This is a genomic window from Ruegeria halocynthiae (assembly GCF_000743705.1).
GTDB classification, from domain to species: Bacteria; Pseudomonadota; Alphaproteobacteria; order Rhodobacterales; family Rhodobacteraceae; genus Ruegeria; species Ruegeria halocynthiae_B.
Map to the genome: position 1 here is coordinate 315660 of NZ_JQEZ01000004.1, position 17165 is coordinate 332824.

The 17165-nt window shown below is 59.8% G+C and carries 18 protein-coding genes; 9 read left to right on the top strand and 9 right to left on the bottom strand.

Features of this window, described 5'->3' with window-relative positions; translation table 11 throughout:
* Positions 1 to 23 precede the first annotated feature (23 nt).
* Together trxA and JT51_RS16490 are read right to left on the bottom strand one after the other, a co-directional pair.
* A complete protein-coding gene (gene trxA / locus JT51_RS16485; protein ID WP_037315156.1) occupies positions 24 to 941 on the bottom strand; it encodes a thioredoxin in 918 nt (305 codons plus the stop codon).
* 85 nt (positions 942 to 1026) lie between these two features.
* Positions 1027 to 1815 carry an exodeoxyribonuclease III gene (locus tag JT51_RS16490; protein WP_037315159.1) on the bottom strand — a complete coding sequence of 263 codons (789 nt, stop codon included), beginning with the start codon at positions 1813 to 1815 and terminating at the stop codon, positions 1027 to 1029.
* 227 nt (positions 1816 to 2042) lie between these two features.
* Here JT51_RS16490 and JT51_RS16495 point away from each other — a divergent pair, with 227 nt between their 5' ends.
* On the top strand, positions 2043 to 2498 hold the full coding sequence (locus JT51_RS16495) for a hypothetical protein (RefSeq protein WP_037315465.1): 456 nt from the start codon (positions 2043 to 2045) through the stop codon (positions 2496 to 2498).
* A gap of 227 nt (positions 2499 to 2725) precedes the next feature.
* Here JT51_RS16495 and JT51_RS16500 read toward each other — a convergent pair whose 3' ends face one another.
* Entirely contained in the window at positions 2726 to 3412 is a 687-nt protein-coding gene (locus JT51_RS16500) for a response regulator transcription factor (protein WP_037315162.1), read from the bottom strand.
* Between the two features lie 161 nt (positions 3413 to 3573).
* Between JT51_RS16500 and ribA the strand changes: the two genes are divergently transcribed.
* Both ribA and JT51_RS16510 read left to right on the top strand, forming a co-directional pair.
* Positions 3574 to 4668 (top strand): GTP cyclohydrolase II, encoded by a 1095-nt coding sequence (gene ribA / locus JT51_RS16505; RefSeq protein WP_037315165.1) that lies wholly within the window; start codon positions 3574 to 3576, stop codon positions 4666 to 4668.
* Entirely contained in the window at positions 4665 to 5165 is a 501-nt protein-coding gene (locus tag JT51_RS16510; RefSeq protein WP_037315168.1) for a L,D-transpeptidase family protein, read from the top strand. The genes ribA and JT51_RS16510 overlap by 4 nt, the downstream gene beginning before the upstream one ends.
* On the opposite strand, the gene JT51_RS16515 is transcribed toward JT51_RS16510, so the two are convergent.
* Together JT51_RS16515 and JT51_RS16520 are read right to left on the bottom strand one after the other, a co-directional pair.
* Positions 5149 to 5808 carry a YggS family pyridoxal phosphate-dependent enzyme gene (locus JT51_RS16515; RefSeq protein ID WP_037315171.1) on the bottom strand — a complete coding sequence of 220 codons (660 nt, stop codon included), beginning with the start codon at positions 5806 to 5808 and terminating at the stop codon, positions 5149 to 5151. The genes JT51_RS16510 and JT51_RS16515 overlap by 17 nt on opposite strands.
* Positions 5809 to 5910: 102 nt before the next feature.
* Positions 5911 to 6948, bottom strand: a complete 1038-nt coding sequence (locus JT51_RS16520; RefSeq protein WP_037315174.1) for a porin — start codon at positions 6946 to 6948, stop codon at positions 5911 to 5913.
* A 294-nt stretch (positions 6949 to 7242) separates the two neighbouring features.
* On the opposite strand from JT51_RS16520, the gene JT51_RS16525 reads away from it, so the two are divergent.
* The 4 genes from JT51_RS16525 (at position 7243) to holA (ending at position 11844) form a co-directional block, all read left to right on the top strand.
* Complete coding sequence (locus JT51_RS16525; protein ID WP_037315177.1) at positions 7243 to 7731, top strand: DUF3576 domain-containing protein; 489 nt, start codon at positions 7243 to 7245, stop codon at positions 7729 to 7731.
* 72 nt (positions 7732 to 7803) lie between these two features.
* A complete protein-coding gene (leuS, locus tag JT51_RS16530; RefSeq protein WP_037315466.1) occupies positions 7804 to 10341 on the top strand; it encodes a leucine--tRNA ligase in 2538 nt (845 codons plus the stop codon).
* Complete coding sequence (gene lptE, locus JT51_RS16535; RefSeq protein ID WP_037315180.1) at positions 10328 to 10819, top strand: LPS assembly lipoprotein LptE; 492 nt, start codon at positions 10328 to 10330, stop codon at positions 10817 to 10819. Before leuS ends, lptE begins: the two co-directional genes overlap by 14 nt.
* Positions 10816 to 11844: a DNA polymerase III subunit delta gene (holA, locus tag JT51_RS16540; protein ID WP_037315182.1), complete on the top strand. Its 1029-nt coding sequence runs from the start codon at positions 10816 to 10818 to the stop codon at positions 11842 to 11844. The genes lptE and holA overlap by 4 nt, the downstream gene beginning before the upstream one ends.
* Here the strand turns inward: holA and JT51_RS16545 are convergent.
* Positions 11841 to 13025, bottom strand: coding sequence for a TIGR03862 family flavoprotein (locus JT51_RS16545; RefSeq protein WP_037315186.1), 1185 nt, complete (start codon positions 13023 to 13025; stop codon positions 11841 to 11843). The two genes, holA and JT51_RS16545, sit on opposite strands and share 4 nt — an antisense overlap.
* A 48-nt stretch (positions 13026 to 13073) precedes the next feature.
* Here JT51_RS16545 and JT51_RS16550 point away from each other — a divergent pair, with 48 nt between their 5' ends.
* Positions 13074 to 13370 carry a hypothetical protein gene (locus JT51_RS16550; protein ID WP_037315189.1) on the top strand — a complete coding sequence of 99 codons (297 nt, stop codon included), beginning with the start codon at positions 13074 to 13076 and terminating at the stop codon, positions 13368 to 13370.
* Here JT51_RS16550 and JT51_RS16555 read toward each other — a convergent pair whose 3' ends face one another.
* Genes JT51_RS16555 through JT51_RS16565 form a run of 3 tightly spaced genes read right to left on the bottom strand, consistent with a single transcriptional unit; the run spans position 13371 to position 15453 of the window.
* Positions 13371 to 14108: a VOC family protein gene (locus tag JT51_RS16555; RefSeq protein ID WP_037315192.1), complete on the bottom strand. Its 738-nt coding sequence runs from the start codon at positions 14106 to 14108 to the stop codon at positions 13371 to 13373.
* On the bottom strand, positions 14105 to 14713 hold the full coding sequence (locus JT51_RS16560) for an enoyl-CoA hydratase/isomerase family protein (RefSeq protein ID WP_037315195.1): 609 nt from the start codon (positions 14711 to 14713) through the stop codon (positions 14105 to 14107). The genes JT51_RS16555 and JT51_RS16560 overlap by 4 nt, the downstream gene beginning before the upstream one ends.
* On the bottom strand, positions 14710 to 15453 hold the full coding sequence (locus tag JT51_RS16565) for an SDR family oxidoreductase (RefSeq protein WP_037315198.1): 744 nt from the start codon (positions 15451 to 15453) through the stop codon (positions 14710 to 14712). The genes JT51_RS16560 and JT51_RS16565 overlap by 4 nt, the downstream gene beginning before the upstream one ends.
* A gap of 139 nt (positions 15454 to 15592) precedes the next feature.
* Between JT51_RS16565 and JT51_RS16570 the strand changes: the two genes are divergently transcribed.
* Positions 15593 to 17116, top strand: a complete 1524-nt coding sequence (locus JT51_RS16570; RefSeq protein ID WP_037315469.1) for a hypothetical protein — start codon at positions 15593 to 15595, stop codon at positions 17114 to 17116.
* The last annotated feature ends 49 nt before the right edge of the window (positions 17117 to 17165 follow it).

A 17165-nucleotide genomic window follows, 5' to 3' on the forward strand; every position in this document is an offset into this window, starting at 1 on the left:
CCGAGTGTAGCCCTGATCCGGAATTAGGCAAATATCATCGAGCTGAGCTTGCGCCGCCCATTCAGAACAATCGGGTCATTCGGCTTGAGCGCATCGAAGATCGTGAACATCTGCGTCTTGGCCGCACCCTCATTCCATTCGCGATCGCGGCGGAACAGTTCCAGCAGCTGCGACACGGCCTCTTCTATGTCGCCATTGGCGTGCAGGGCCTGCGCCAGATCAAACCGCGCCTGATGGTTGTCGGGGTCAGCTTCGACCGCTGCAGTCAGTTCTGCCACGGGACCGGCATCTGCGGCCTGTTTGGCCAGCTCCAGCTGCGCATGTGCGGCCTCAAGCTCTGGCGAATTGGAGATTTCCGCAGGCGCGCCGTTCAGAATCGCCTCTGCCTGCTCCAGATCATCCGAAGCGATATGGGACCGGACCAGCCCGCCATAAGCTGCGGCATGGTTCGGATCTTCGCCCAGAATGGCGGAAAAGGTCTGCGCCGCATCTTCAGCCGCGCCTTCGGTCAACATTTCCTCGGCTGCAAGAACGGCGTCATCCAATTGCCCGCCGGGGCTTTCGCCGCCCGCAGCCTCGATCACGCGATCGACAAAAGCCTTGATTTCGGACCCGGGCACAGCGCCCTGAAACCCATCCACTGGCTGCCCCTTGAAAAAGGCGAAAACGGTCGGGACCGACTGAATACGCATCTGCGACGCGATCATCTGCGCCTCATCCACGTTGATCTTGACCATCTTTACCGCACCCTTGGCGGCGGTCACCGCCTCTTCCAGTTGCGGCCCCAACGTCTTGCATGGGCCACACCAGGGGGCCCAGAAATCGACGATCACCGGCGTTTCCTGCGAGGCTTCAACAACGTCGGCCATAAACGTGGCCTCGGTTCCGTCCTTGATCAGGTCAGTGGTGTCGGGGCTGGCTGCGGCGTTCAGAAGGTCCATGGCGTATCGTCTCCGGTTCGTACTTGCGCCCTATATGCAACCCCTTGTTGCAGAAACCAAGGGCCGAGTTGGATCTGAGACGCGATCAAACGTCAAAGGTCGCAAAGACAGGGGCGTGATCGCTGGGTTTTTCCCACCCGCGCGCATCGCGCAGGACGCGGCTGGAATGGCCCGCGTTCGAAATATCCGGCGTGGCCCAGACGTGATCCAACCGCCGCCCTTTGTCTGCCGCGTCCCAATCGCGGGCACGATACGACCACCAGCTATACAACTGTCCTTCGGGAATATCCTGCCGGGTAATGTCCACCCAACCGCCCGCATCCTGCGTCTCAGCCAGATGCTCAACCTCGATCGGGGTGTGCGACACGACCTTGAGCAGCTTTTTATGCGACCACACGTCATCTTCGCGCGGGGCAATATTCAAATCGCCGACCAGAATGGATTTTTCCGGTTTTTCCGCGTGGAACCAGTCACGCATATCGGTCAGGTAATCGAGTTTCTGGCCGAATTTCTCATTCACCTCACGATCCGGCACATCACCACCAGCTGGAACATAGAAATTGTGGATCGTGACACCATTTTCCAACCGTCCGGCAATGTGGCGCGCATGGCCCAGGCCCGCGAAATCCTTGTCGCCCGCTTCTTCCATAGGCAGGCGCGACAGGATGGCGACGCCGTTATAGCCCTTTTGCCCACGCGCAACCATGTGGGTGTAGCCCAGTTCAGCAAACCCTTCGGTCGGGATCTTTTCCACCGGCGACTTGCACTCTTGCAGGCATAGAACATCCGGCGCCTCTTCCTGCAGCAGTTTCAGCACGATAGGCTCGCGCAGGCGGACCGAGTTGATGTTCCAGGTGGCAAGGGTAAAGGGCATGAGACGGGAATCCTCTGTCGCGATTGGCGCAGGTTAGCGTGACCTCCGGCCCTGCACCATGGGAAAAATCGGACACATTTGTTTTGAGCATGTGCAGTAATGCAAGCCGCCTCTGCTGCCGATCTCTGCACGTGAAGCAATTATGAAATCCAATTTATAAACTGGAGCGGATATAGAAATCGGGCCGGTGGCTGCCAACATCTATGTCATGTGAAACGGAGGATATCATGACCGGAATTAAGACACTTAGTGCCGCTGCTCTGGCCAGCACCTTTGCCTTTGCCGCAATGGCGACCGCCGACAACACCCCTGATTTGCGCGGCGTTTGGAGCGGCACCCACACCGTTGCAGCTTTGCCCAACGAAAACAGTGATGGTGCGCCGCGTTTCAACCAGTCGGAATGGGTTCTTGAGATCAAGGAACAGCAGGACAACGTGTTCTGGGGCACCAGCAAATGGAGCCGCACCAGCTCGGACCGGTGGAATGAAGGTCAGGTGACGGGCACGATAAGCCGTGATGGCACCGGCTCAATTGCCATGGTCGAAAGCCGGGTCGGAGAAGACCGCAAGGTGAATGGGCTGATCGACGCCACCTTTGAGGATGGCAAGATTTTCGCGGACTTCCGCAGCCTTCGCAGCGGCATAACCTACAGTACCGTTCTGGAGAACGACGGTATCAGCTAGCCTGTGGATTGAGCAGCAAGCCTGGCGATTGATCGTGAACGCGAAACGCGGGTCACGTCGACCAAGCGGCTTAACCGCTGAACCAATGCAACCTACAAAAAAAGGCCGGGCCAAAGGCCCGGCAGTCCAACAGGGAGGTACATGTCATTACCCGGACATGCACGGGATGGGAGTACTCTAATTACGAGTCCAGAGTATCACTTTGATCCACGTCAATCCACAACGAGTTAAGAAACCAACCGGTATCCGCCCGACTCTGTGACCAAAAGGCGCGCGTTTGACGGATCGGGCTCGATTTTCTGGCGCAGACGATAGATGTGGGTTTCCAGCGTATGGGTGGTGACACCGGCGTTATAGCCCCAGACCTCGTGCAGCAGCACATCGCGGGCTACAACACCGTCGGCGGACCGATACAGGAACTTGAGAATATTGGTTTCTTTCTCGGTCAGGCGGATTTTGCGATCTTCTTCGGTGATCAGCATCTTCATCGCGGGCTTGAACGTATACGGCCCAAGTACAAAGACCGCATCCTCGGATTGTTCGTGCTGGCGCAGCTGGGCGCGGATGCGGGCCAGAAGAACCGGAAACTTGAAAGGTTTTGAAACATAATCGTTGGCACCCGCGTCCAAACCCAGAATCGTGTCTGCGTCGCTGTCATGGCCGGTCAGCATCAGAACCGGGCTTTTAACGCCCTGCTTGCGCATCAGGCGGCACAGTTCACGCCCATCCGTATCGGGCAGACCGACGTCCAATATAACCAGGTCGTATATCGCCTCGCGCGCCCGCTCCATGGCGGATTGACCGTCCGATGCCTCAAACACATCAAAATCCTCGGTCATCACAAGTTGCTCACTGAGCGCCTCGCGCAGGTCTTCATCGTCATCCACCAGCAGGATTTTCTTGAGCTGAGCCATGTCCGGTCCTCCTTAACCTGTTCCACCACTTGCGCGCGGAAGATGCAATCAACAAGATTTGCTGCAACCGTCTCACGCCCTCGTGTCCAACACGGAGGAAATGTTTCACATTTCCATCTTTTCAGGCTACAGGAAGGCCAGAACGTTACAGGGTAACATAGATGAGTCTCATCCCGGACATTTCAGAATTGCTGGCACGGGCCCGCGCAGACCTGCGCATGGGGGTTCCGGTTGCCCTTACGGATGACAGTGGGTTCAGCGTGCTGGCGATTGCATCAGAAACGCTTGATCCCCAACGCCTTGCGGATTTGCGCGGACTTGGGGGCGAGCCGGTGGTGGCCATCACCGTACGGCGGGCCGAAACCCTGAAGGCCCGCGCCTATGACGGCGATCTGGCGCGGGTGATCATCCCGGCGGATGCGGATATCGCCTGGGTTCAGGCCGTGGCCGATCCCTCGGACGATCTGAACGCACCGATGAAAGGCCCCCTGATGAGCGAACGCCAGGGCAACGCCAATCTGCACCGTATTGCCATCGCGCTGACCAAATCGGCCCGTTTGCTGCCAGCAGCTGTTGTTGTTCCTATCGAGGACGGTCGGGCGTTCGCAGCGGCGCACAGCCTGACATGTATCGACCACACCCGCGCGGCACCGCATCTGGCGGATCGCAGCGTTCTGAACGAAATTGTCGCCGCCCGCCTGCCTATGGAAGTGTCCGAGGCTGGGCGGCTGCATGTATTCCGCCCGGAAGACGGCGGAGAGGAGCATTACGCCGTCGAAATCGGCCGCCCGGATCGGAACCAGCCCGTATTGGCCCGGCTGCATTCGGCCTGTTTTACTGGCGATCTGATGGGCAGCCTGAAATGCGACTGCGGCCCGCAGTTGCGGGGTGCGCTGGCGCAGATGGGCTCGGAAGGGGCTGGCGTGTTGCTGTACCTCAACCAAGAGGGGCGCGGTATTGGTCTGGCCAACAAGATGCGCGCCTATTTCCTGCAGGATCAGGGGTTCGATACGGTCGAAGCCAATCACCGGCTGGGGTTCGAGGATGATGAGCGGGATTTCCGGCTAGGTTCAGACATTCTGAAATCTCTGGGGTTCAGCGCGGTCCGGTTGCTGACCAATAATCCGGCGAAGATCGCGATGATGGAAAAAACCGGGATCGCGGTGACCGAACGTGTGCCCCTGAAGGTCGGAGAGACCGCCCATAACCGTGAGTATCTGGCGACAAAGGCCGCCAAGTCAGGGCATCTGCTGTGACACCAGACGATCTGGTGCTGACCCCGCGCGGCGTTCGATTTGCCGGGCGGGCGTTCCCCTGCTCGATCGGCAAGGGCGGGCTGAGCAACGCCAAACGCGAGGGGGACGGTGCCACCCCGACGGGGGTCCACCAAATCGTCGGGATGCTGTATCGGCCGGATCGAATCGCAGCCCCTGCCCCTTGGGCGATTCCCATTGGCCCGCGCGATCTGTGGGCGGATGACATCCGGGACGGCCAGTACAATCATCTGGTCAGCGCGCCCTATGCCTTTAGCTACGAAGTGCTGCGCCGTGCCGATCCGCTGTATGATCTGGTGCTGCTTACCGATTGGAACTGGCCCAATGCCGTACCGGGGCGCGGGTCGGCGATCTTTATTCATCAATGGCGGCGCCCGGGATACCCGACCGAAGGCTGCATTGCCTTGCGCCGCGAACACCTGCACTGGATCGCGCAGCGCATATCGCTGGGAACGCGTGTAATTATTCCTCGGGTTTGACCCGCTCTCCGAATATGGCCGATCCCACACGCACATGGGTTGCCCCCAGCGCGATGGCGCGTTCGAAATCGCCGCTCATGCCCATCGAAAGGCCGGTCAGACCGTTGCGCGCCGCAATCTTGGCCAGCAAAGCGAAATGCAGCGCGGGTTCTTCGTCAACGGGCGGAATACACATCAGGCCCTGTACCGGCAGGTCCAGCCCCCGGCACTCGGCAACAAAAGCATCCGCATCGGTCGGCAGAATCCCTGCTTTCTGATCCTCTTCCCCGGTGTTGACCTGAATAAACAGATCCGGGCAGGTGCCGGTTTCTTGTGCCAGCCGTGCCAGCGCTTTGGCCAGCTTGGGTCGGTCAACGGAATGAATCGCGCTGAACAGCTCAATCGCCTGTCGGACTTTGTTGGTTTGCAAAGGCCCGATCAGATGCAAATCAACGTCTGAAAACTGCTCTTTGAACTCTGGCCATTTGCCAGCAGCCTCTTGCACACGGTTTTCACCGAAACAGCGGTGGCCCTGAACCAGAACATCCCGCACACGCTCGTTTGGCTGAACTTTTGATACGGCGATCAGCTTTACAGATCCCTTGGGGCGTCCCGCGGCGGTTTCGGCATCGGTGATACGGGTGGTGATATCCTGCAGCGACATTTGGTTCCTCAATCTGCTTTGCCCGCAGAAAAACACCATGTCAGCGCAAAAGAAAAGGGCAGGCCCGAAGACCTGCCCTTGAACCTTGTGGTTCAGATCAACTTAGAAGTTGAACTGAGCACCAAAGTCGGCGCGGACGAGACCTTCATCGTCACCGGTCTTTTCACGGCCAATACCACCGCGCAGCGATGCACCGCCGCCCAGGTCGTAGATGGCGCCGATACCGAATTCCTGGCGGTCGCCGTCTGCAGAACCGTCACCGTAGGCGAAGTTCAGAGTGGTTGCAGCGCCAACGTTGTAAGAAGCCGACACACCGTAGAAGGTGCCGTCAGTTTCTTGACCCGAGGAAGTGTCCGCGGTGTTGTCGTCGCGACCAACGATCAGAGTGCCGCCGAAGTCGCCCCATTCACCGCCCAGGGTGAAGGCCAGCAGGCTTGGATCGTCGCTGGACAGGTTGCCAGCGTCGGTACGACCATAGGCCAGAGCAGCCGTGATGTTGTTGAAGGTGTACGTCGCGCTGACGTCCCAACGGTCGGCATCTTCGGCGTTGCCGTTGAATGCAACAGTGCGCTGGTCATACGATGCGCCAAACGCGAAATCGCCGACTGCGTACTGGAAGAACACAGCGTTGTCGCCGGAACCGGTCGAGGTGTACGACAGGAACTCGTAGTTCACGCCCGAGTACTGAGCGATGAAGGCTTCCAGGCCAGGCTCGTTACCGTAGTAGTTTGCCAGGTTGTCGAACGAACCCGAAACGTTGCCCGCGTCAACACGCAGACCGCCGTAGATGACCGAGAAGCGCGCGCCGTTCAGGCCAGCTTCGCCTTGCTCACCGTTGCCGGCGTTTTCGTCAGCTTGCAGACGAACACGAGCCGAGAACTCGACGCCGCCATCAGTTTCTGCGGTGCCGTCGATGTTCAGGCGGAAGCGCGAGATCAGGATGGTGTTGTCGGTGTCGACAGCGGCCGTACCGGCGCTGATAACATTACCATCTGCGTCTGTGGTGAAGTTCGGAACGGTACCGGAACGGTCTTCCTGATAGCCAATACCAAAACGACCATAGCCGCTGAATTTAACGTCGGCCGCTGCAACACTTGCGGTTGCGATCAGAGCGGTCGATGCGAAGAGAACTTTTTTCATCTTGTTTCCCTCGGTTTCAAAAGTTTTTTCTACTCGACACATGCATCAGCACATGTCTCAGCACGGGAACCGTTTCGCTCTTTTTGCCCCCTTCACGCAAGCTTGCCATAAATGTGGCGTCCGCATTGGCCAGAAATTGGTGCAAGGATGCCACAGTACGTTTTATGGCCCGATCTGCCAGCCAACCCACCTGTATGTGCCCATATGTGACAATAATAGGGTTGTTGCTGCACTGGACCTTGTCTAGGAGTAACACATACGAACTTAGACCAAAGTGAACAGGACCAGTCGACAATGCGCCTGCAGACGATTTTCGGTTTGATCATAATGACTGCTGCCCTGTCGGCCTGCGGACAGAATCGAAACACATCCACCAGCCCCCAGTACGTGAATCTCGACGGCGGCCGGACAGATGAACGCGAGCTGAACGATCCGAATCGTTCAACCATCTGGGATGTGTTCAACACAGGCGATGCCGAGCAGGTCACGAATGTGAACCGCTATTTATGGACGGCCTCGCTGGATGTGCTGAATTTCCTGCCCGTTCAGGAAGTTGATCCTTTTACCGGTGTGATCGTGACCGGATACGGCACACCTCCGGGTGGGGGGCGGCAGTACCGCGCAACGGTTCACATCAGTGATCCGGCGCTGGCGGCACGCTCTTTGTCCGTTTCCCTGCAAACAAGTGGCGGGTCGCCGGTCAGCGCGGCAACCACACGTGCAGTCGAGGATGCAATACTGTCACGGGCGCGTCAGCTACGCGTCGCGGACAACAAACTCTAGCAACCCGCAGAAATTCACAATATTACCACGCCGGGCCCCTGCCCGGCGTTTTCATTCACGAAGGACCGCATGATGTCGCGTTACTCGGCCAACGAAATCGAAGCTAAATGGCAAGAGGCCTGGGACAAGGCCGGGGTATTTACCGCCAACCGCAAGGCGGACAAGCCCAAGTACTATGTGCTTGAGATGTTCCCCTACCCGTCGGGCCGAATCCATATGGGGCATGTGCGCAACTATACGATGGGTGACGTGATCGCGCGGCATAAGCTGGCGACCGGCCACAACGTGCTGCACCCGATGGGATGGGATGCCTTTGGTATGCCTGCGGAAAACGCGGCTATGGCCATTGGTGGCCACCCCAAAGAGTGGACCTATGGCAACATCGCCGACATGCGCGCGCAGATGAAGCCGCTGGGCCTGTCGATCGACTGGTCCCGCGAGTTCGCCACCTGCGACCCCGAATATTATGGCCAGCAGCAGGCGCTGTTCCTGGATATGCTCGATTCCGGGCTGGTTTACCGCAAGAACGCCGTGGTGAACTGGGACCCAATCGACATGACCGTTCTGGCCAATGAACAGGTGGAAAACGGGCGCGGCTGGCGCTCGGGGGCGCTGGTGGAACGGCGTGAGCTGACCCAGTGGTTCTTCAAAATTTCGGACTATTCCGAAGAACTGCTGGATGCGCTGGACACATTAGAGAACTGGCCCGCCAAAGTGCGCCTGATGCAGGAGAACTGGATCGGCAAGTCACGCGGCCTGCAATTCGGGTTCGAGCGCACCGACGGAGAGGAGCCGATCACCGTATACACGACGCGCCCCGACACGCTGTTGGGTGCGTCCTTCGTTGGTATTTCGCCCGATCACCCCATCGCCCGCCAGCTTGAGGTCGAGAACCCCGAAATCGCTGATTTCGTTGCCGAATGCCGCAAGGGCGGCACCACGGAAGAGGCCATCGAGACGGCGGAAAAACTGGGCTATGACACCGGTATCCGCGTCAAACATCCGCTGGACCCGAATTGGGAACTGCCGGTCTGGATCGCCAACTTTATCCTGATGGATTACGGCACCGGCGCGATTTTTGCCTGTCCGGCGCATGACCAGCGCGATCTGGATTTCTGCCGCAAGTATGATCTGCCCGTCGTCGACACCTTCTTTGCGCTGGATGACGATACGCCAGTCGACAAGACCGCCTTTGTCCCACCGAAAACCGAAAAAGTGCGCTGGGTGAATCACTTTGCCGGTCTGACCGAGGCCACCGGTGAGGATGCCATCAATACCACCGTTGATTTCGCCGAAAAGGCAGGCTGGGGCGAAGGCGTCACCAAATACCGGCTGCGTGACTGGGGTCTGTCGCGCCAACGCTATTGGGGCTGCCCGATTCCCGTTGTGCATTGCGATGCCTGCGGCGTGGTCCCCGAAAAGAAAGAGAACCTCCCCGTTCGCCTGCCTGATGATGTCACCTTTGACAAACCCGGCAACCCGCTGGATCGTCACCCGACATGGCGCGATTGCGAATGCCCGTCCTGCGGGGCACCGGCCCGGCGTGAAACCGACACGATGGACACTTTCGTCGATTCGTCGTGGTATTTCGCCCGCTTCACCGCGCCCCACGCGGAAACGCCCACCGATCTGGCCGAAGCTGAATACTGGATGAACGTCGACCAGTATATCGGTGGCATTGAACATGCGATTCTGCACCTGCTCTATTCCCGATTCTTTGCGCGGGCGATGAACATCACAGGCCACCTGCCGAAAAAAGCCATCGAGCCGTTTGATGCGCTGTTCACCCAAGGCATGGTCACGCATGAGATTTATCAGACCCGTGACGCCAATGAACGCCCGGTCTATCACCTGCCCGAGGATGTGACCGACGGCAAGCTGGCCGACGGCACCGAAGTCGAGGTCATCCCCTCGGCCAAAATGTCGAAATCCAAGAAGAATGTGGTCGACCCGGTCAGCATCATCTCGGCCTTTGGCGCAGACACCGCGCGCTGGTTCGTGCTGTCCGATTCGCCGCCAGAGCGCGACGTGGAATGGACCGCATCCGGGGCCGAGGCTGCGTTCAAACATCTGAACCGGGTCTGGAACCTGTGCGATAAGATCGGCGCAATGAACCCCGAGGCGAAAGGCGAAGGCGATCAGGACCTGCTGCGCGAGATGCACAAAGCCATCCGCGACGTGACGCTTGGCGTTGAAAGCTTTGGCTTCAACGCGGCCATTGCCAAGCTGTATGCCTTCACCAACACGCTGGCAAAATCCAAAGCGGGTGCTGCGGCCCAAAAGCAGGCGATCAAAACATTGGCGCAGCTGATGTCACCGATGACGCCGCATTTGGCCGAGGACATCTGGGCCCACCAGGGCGGCGAGGGGCTGGTGGCCACCGCCCCCTGGCCGGTCGCGGATGACGCGATGCTGGTGGATGACACTGTCACCTTGCCGATCCAGATCAACGGCAAGCGTCGCGCGGAAATCAACGTGGCCAAAGATATGGACAAGGCAGAGGTTGAAAAAATCGCGCTCAGCACCGAAGCTGTGCAAAAGGCGCTGGATGGTGCCACGCCGAAAAAAGTGATCGTTGTTCCGGGCCGGATCGTGAATGTCGTTGTTTAATCGCAGAACCCTGTTGTTGATCCCGCTGGCGCTGGCCGCCTGCGGGTTTGAACCTGTCTACGCACCCGGCGGTTCGGGCGCGGCGCTGAACGGCAACGTCGCCGTGTCCGCCCCGAATACGGTGGACAGCTTTCTGCTGGTCCAGAATCTGGAACAGCAGTTGGGCCGCAGCGCCAACTCGGGTCAGGACTATATGCTGGACGTCTCGGTTTCGACCGTGACGCAGGCTGCGGCCATTACGCAAACCAACGAAATCAACCGCCTGATCATAGACGGACGGGCAAGCTATGCGCTCAAGTCCGGCGAATCGGGGCAGGTGCTTGCCTCGGGCGAGGTTACGGATTTTGTCGGTTATTCCGCCGCCGGGTCCACCGTGTCCACCCTGGCCGATGAACGCGATGCGAAACAGCGGCTGATGGTGATTCTGGCCGATCAGATCGTAAACAGGCTGTACGCCGTACCGGATTTATCCAAATGAAGCTCAGCCCGCGCGAGGCTGAGGGATATTTTGCCAAGCCGGACACAGACAAGGCGGGCCTGCTGATCTACGGCGCAGATGCGATGCGCGTGGCGCTGAAACGTCAGCAGGTTCTGGCCGCCTTGCTGGGCCCCGGTGCCGAAGAGGAAATGCGCCTGACCCGTATGCCCGGCGCAAATCTGCGCGGTGATCCCGCTTTGCTGCTGGATGCGGTCAAGGCGGTTGGGTTCTTCCCCGGCCCACGCGCTGTTTTTGTCGAAGACACCACGGATATCGCCGCCCCGGCGATCATCACCGCGTTCGAGGATTGGTCCCCCGGTGATGCGCAAATCATCGTGACCGCAGGGCAGCTCAAACCCAGTTCGAAAATCCGCAAGACGTTTGAGGCGCATCCGGCGGCCTATGCGGTCGGCATCTATGATGACCCGCCATCCCGTGGTGAAATCGAACGGATTCTGGCGCAAGCCGGGCTTAGGAACATCCCGCGCGATTCCATGTCTGCGCTTGCCGAACTGGCAGCAGGGATCAGCCCCGGTGATTTCACCCAAACCATCGAAAAGCTGTCTCTTTACAAAAGCAACGACAGCGCGGATCTGACTATCGAAGATATTGAAGCCTGCGCGCCGCGCTCGACCGAGGCCGCGTTGGACGATGTTCTGAACGTCATCGCAGAAGGCCGCGCGGGAGAGATCGGCCCGCTGATCCGGCGGTTGCAATCACAAGGCACCAACGCGGTGACGCTGTGTATCGGGGCGACCCGGCATTTTCGCACCCTTTATGCCTGCGCCTCTGATCCGGGTGGCGCGGCGCAAGGCATCGGCAAGCTGCGCCCGCCAGTCTATGGCAAGCGCCGTGATCGGATATTGCGGCAGGCACAGGGTTGGGGCGCGCAGAAATTGCAAACGGCATTGACCGTTCTTACGGATACGGATTTGTCCCTGCGATCCGCCGGTCAGACGGCCCCGGCCATGGCATTGGTCGAACGCGCCATGATCCGTCTGGCGATGCTGGCGCGGTCACGCTAGCCGCCCTGACGCAACCGGTTCGCGGCCGCAAGCCCGGCCCATCGTCCGGTCGCCAGACAAGCCGTCAGCAGATAGCCACCGGTCGGGGCCTCCCAATCCAGCATTTCCCCGGCGCAAAAGACACCCGGCATGGATGTCAGCATCAGCCCATCGTCCAGCGCGGCGCGTGTGACGCCTCCGGCTGTAGAAATAGCCTCATCCATCGGGCGCAATCCCCGGTGAAAGACCGGCAACTGTTTGAGCGCGCTCAACTGATGCGATTGAGAATCCGCGTCGCGTTTTACCATTTCATGAAACAGTGCGATTTTCTGCGGCGACAGGTGCAGGGATTTTTTCAGCCATTGCGACAGCGTGGTTTTTGGCCTTTTTGACGCAAGCCGCGTTTGCAGGGCTGCGTCATCCAGATCAGGGACCAGATCAACAAACAGCGGTGTGCCGTCCCGCAGGGCCGGGGTCAGGGAATACAGTCCGCCGCCCTCCAGCCCTGTGTCCGAAATCGTGGCCTCACCCCTGCTGTCGAGGGGTCCGGCAGCCCATCGCACCGATTTAAGCGCGGCCCCGGAATGGGCCTGCATGTGCGGGCTCCATTCTACCGACAGGGCCGAGTTTGCCGGGGTGAAAGGCGCAAGGGGTACGCCCCTGTCCCTCAGAGTATCCGCCCACATGCCATCCGAACCCAGCCGCGCCCAGCTTGCCCCGCCCAGGGCAAGCACAGTGGCATCCGCGTGGATGCTTTGCGGCCCCTCCGGCGTATCAAACACCGCAGCCCTGTCGGCCCAGCCCGTCCACCGCCAGCGGGTGTTGATCGTCACCCCGGCACCGGCAAGACGCCCCAGCCACGCCCGCAAAAGCGGCGAGGCTTTCATCACGGACGGAAAAACCCGACCGGTTGAGCCTGTGAACACCTCTTGATCCAGACCTCGCGCCCAGGTCTGCACTGCGTCTGCGTCAAATTCGGCGATCATCGGGCGCAACCAATCTGCCGCGCTGCCGTAGGACCGAAGCAGGGTCTCGAACGGTTCGTCCTTGGTCAGGTTCAGGCCAGACTTGCCCGCCATCAGGAATTTACGCGCAACAGATGGCTTGGCTTCGGCCACCAGCACATCGTGGCCTGCGGCTGCAAGCTGCTGGGCGGCCATCAGCCCCGCTGGCCCCGCCCCGATTACCAATGCCTGTGCCATCGCTGCCCTCTTGCCTTCGGCGCCCCGTGGCGCGACCTTGCCCCGACCATGACCGATAGCGATCCGATCTGCCCGCTTTGCGACCGCCCGATCCCCGAAGGGGGCGGCAGCCTGCACCATCTGATCCCAAAACTCAAAGGGGGCAAGGGCGGACCCACAGTATTGTTGCACCTGATCTGCCACAAAGAAATCCACGCCACCCTGACCGAGGCCGAACTGGCGCGCGATTTCAACACGGTCGAGGCGCTGCGGACCCATCCGCGTCTGGAAAAATTCCTGTCCTGGGTTCGCAAACGCCCGCCGGGGTTCCGCTCAGAAGTTCCGGGCAGGCGGCGCGGGCGTTGATCAACCGGGTTTGACCGGATCGCCAAACGCATCCCGCGTCGGCGCGTTCAGGCCCAGAACCTCCAGCCCCAGATAATCGGGCACAGGTGCAAATTGCGCGCCTGCCAGATGCTGGAATTCAAGCGTCGTATAGGGGCGTTTCCACAACCACTCGCGATTTTCCACGGCCCAGAGATCCGCATTTGGCGGCATCTCATCCGTAAAGGCGTAGAAATGCAGATCGAACCCGTATAGCGCAACGTCCTGCATCGACAGCAATCGCATACCCAAAGCGCGGCAGAACGCATCCTCGGCGGCGATATCCCCGGTGCGCAGGGTAACCTGCCCGATACGGGCATCGGCAAAGGGGGCCGCAGGGTCGGCGGCATCATCCGGACGGTTGCCCTCAAAATCATGCTGCAACAGCTCGATCACGAACCCTTCGGGGTCTTGCAGATGACACATGTACCCGATGTCCGTGAACTGCCCCGGGTCCGAGACCGCCACCCCGACCTGACGCAACCGCGACGCGGCAAGGTCGACATCCGGCAAGGTGATCCCGATCTTCCAATACCGCTGACCCCGGTCATGGGTGTATCCGCCTCCGCCCGGCGTCAACAGCAGGTCCGCGTCCTGCCCTGCATACCCTACCAGCCGGTTCGGCCCCTGTACCTGCACCGTCATGCCCAGAACATCGCGGTAAAACCCGGCCAACCGGTCCGGATCGGCCACACGCAACTGAAGGGCGGACAACCTCATTGACATAATTTTGCAATCCCTTTGGCAATCTTCGGGTCGGCTGCGACGCTGTCAGCGACCAGCTCATGCGCGGTTTTCATCAGCGCGTCGGGCGCGACCACCCGATCGACCAGACCGAATTCATACGCCTCATCCGCGGTGATCTTTTGTCCGGCCATCAGAATCATCTTGGTCCGGGATGGCCCGATCAGGGCCGCCATGCGCACCGGGTCCGAAGGTTGCGGCAAAAATCCCAGCTTCATGACCGGGTAAAAGAACTTGGCCGCAGGCACAGCAATGCGAATGTCGCAGGCCAGCGCCATACCGTTCGCGCCCCCGGCCAGGGTTCCGTTCAATGCGGCAACGGTCAGACACGGCAAAGCGGCAATCGCACCGGACAGCCTTTCCCACAGCCCCGAGGTCGCAAGACCGGCGCGCGCCTCGTCCAGATCGGCCCCGGCGCTGAACACCTTGCCCGCACCGGTCAGGATCAGGGCACGGGCCTCTGTCGCGGCCTCGGCGATTTCGGCCAGTTCGGTCAGCATCGCCCCGGTCAGCGCGTTGGCCTTTTCGGGGTTGTTGAGCGTGACGGTCCACAACCCGTCCGCTTTGTTCAGTTCGATCACGTCAGCCCAACCCTTTGCCGAATATCCTCGCGCCGCAGCGAGATTTCTGTGCCCAGAAATTCATCCGCATCGGCGGAACACATCCAAAGCAGCGCCCGCGCGGGCCAGTCGGCGGGGATATGATCGCTCCAATCCAACTGGCTGACAGCGTTGATGCCACTGTCCTTGATGACCCGCTGCATGTCTGTTGCAACCGTACCGGGGGACAGGCCCATGGCGCGTATCCCGTGAATGGCCTCTTCCAGATGCAGGCATTCGGTCAGCATCTTCGCCCCCGCTTTCGAGGCACAATAATGGCTCCAGGCCTCGATCGGGTTGGTCGCGGCACCGGATGACACGGTCAGCACCGTACCCCCACCTGCTGCGCGCATAATAGGCAAAGCGGCGCGCATCCCATAGAAAACACCCTTGAGGTTGATGTCGATGGCTGTGCTCCAGGCGGATACATCCGCGTTGGACAGGTGAAAGATCGGATCAATGACCCCGGCGTTACCGATCAGCACATCCAGCCCGCCGAACCGGTCCACGCAATCGGCAACGGCTTGTTCCACCTGCGCGAAATCGCTGACGTCGCAGCCCAGCGCGATTGCGTTTTCCCCCAGCCCCGAGGCCAACGCCCCGATCTGATCCCTGTTGCGTGCGACCAGTGCGACATTAGCCCCGGCTGCGGCAAATACGCGCCCTGCCTCGGCTCCTATGCCACGGCTGGCCCCTGTTATCAGCACGGTTTTCCCTTGCATGCGGACCCTGTACCTCCGTTGGAATGCCTTTGCATGAACCTCTACCTTGCGAATGGGGAAAGGGTCCAGCCCTTGCCCCTTGACGCCCGAAGCCACAGGCACGACGATGCCGGCAAAATTGATCAAGAAGGGTTCTCAAATGTCCGTTTTCCTTCGCCGCAGCTGCGGCGCAGCTCTGGCCTATGCCGTTGTCGCCAATGGGGCGCTTGCCGACGTCACCGCAAATGATATCTGGGACGACTGGCAGGCGTACCTGACCCAGATGGGGTACACGGTTTCCGGCGATCAGGCGATCTCGGGCGCGGTGACTACCATCACGGATATGACCGTGTCGATGGAACTGCCCGAAGAAGAAGGTCAGTTCCAGTTCGTCGTACCGCAGATGACGCTGATCGAAAACGGCGATGGTACGGTCAACGTTGATCTGCCCGAAAGCCTGCCGATGACGGTTTCGGGCGAGCTCGACGGCGATGCGTTCTCGGTCAATGTCGTGCAAACACAAAGCGGGCTGAACATGGTCGTCTCTGGCACGCCGGACGATATGACCTATGATTATACAGCGGATAGCCTCGGCTTGAAGCTGGACAAGCTGGAAGTCGAAGGCGAGACATCGCAGGATGACGTCCTCGCCGCAAATCTGGAGATGACCGATCTTGCCGGCAGCTCGCGGATGAAAATCGGTGAAAACCGCGATGTCGATCAGGAATTCACGGCGGACGACCTGACCTATAGCATGGCGTTCCAAGACCCCGAGGGGGAGGACGACGCGAAATTCGACGGATCGATGAAGCAACTGGCATTTGAGGGCAACAGCGTCATCCCATCGAATTTCGACGCCGCTGACCCTCAGAGCTTTATGGCCAACGGCTTCGCGTTTTCGGGCGTCTTCACCATTGCCTCGGGCATGACAACCGTCGCAGGCACCAGCGAGGGTGAGGCGTTCTCGATGGCCAGCGAATCCGAAGGCGGACGGTTTGGGGCCAGCATTGATACCCAGCGTCTTGCTTATGATATCGAACAAAACCGCACCAAACTGGCGATCACGACTGCTGATCTGCCCTTCCCGATCGAAATCGCGATGGCCAGGGCTGGCCTGAAATTCGAATTCCCGGTTCAGGAATCCGAAGAAATCCAGCCCTTTGGCTTTGCGATGAATCTGACGGATTTCACCATGTCGGACGTATTGTGGAGCATCTTTGACCCTGCAGGCACCCTGCCCCGTGATCCGGCGACCATTGCCCTGGACTCGACCGGTACAGCCAAGGTTCTGACAAACATCTTTGACCCCGTCGCAGTTGAAGCGCTGGAAAATTCAGACGAGGCACCTGGCGAACTGCATTCCCTGAAAATCAATGAGCTGCTGGTGTCGCTGGTCGGTGCAAAGCTGTCGGGTGATGCGGATTTCGCCTTCGACAACTCGAACACCGAAGAATTCGACGGTATGCCCACACCTTCAGGCGTTGCGAACCTGCAACTGGATGGCGCAAACGCCCTGCTCGACAAGCTGATCGGGGTGGGCCTGGTTTCGGAAAACGACGCCTTGGGTGCGCGGATGATGATGGGCCTGATGGCCGTGCCCGGTGAAGAACCGGACACACTGAAATCGAAAATCGAGTTCACGGAAGACGGCCAGATCCTGGCGAATGGCCAGCGTCTCAAATAATGACAACCGGGAAGGCGGCCCCGCTGCCTTCCCGCTCCTCAGGGTTGCG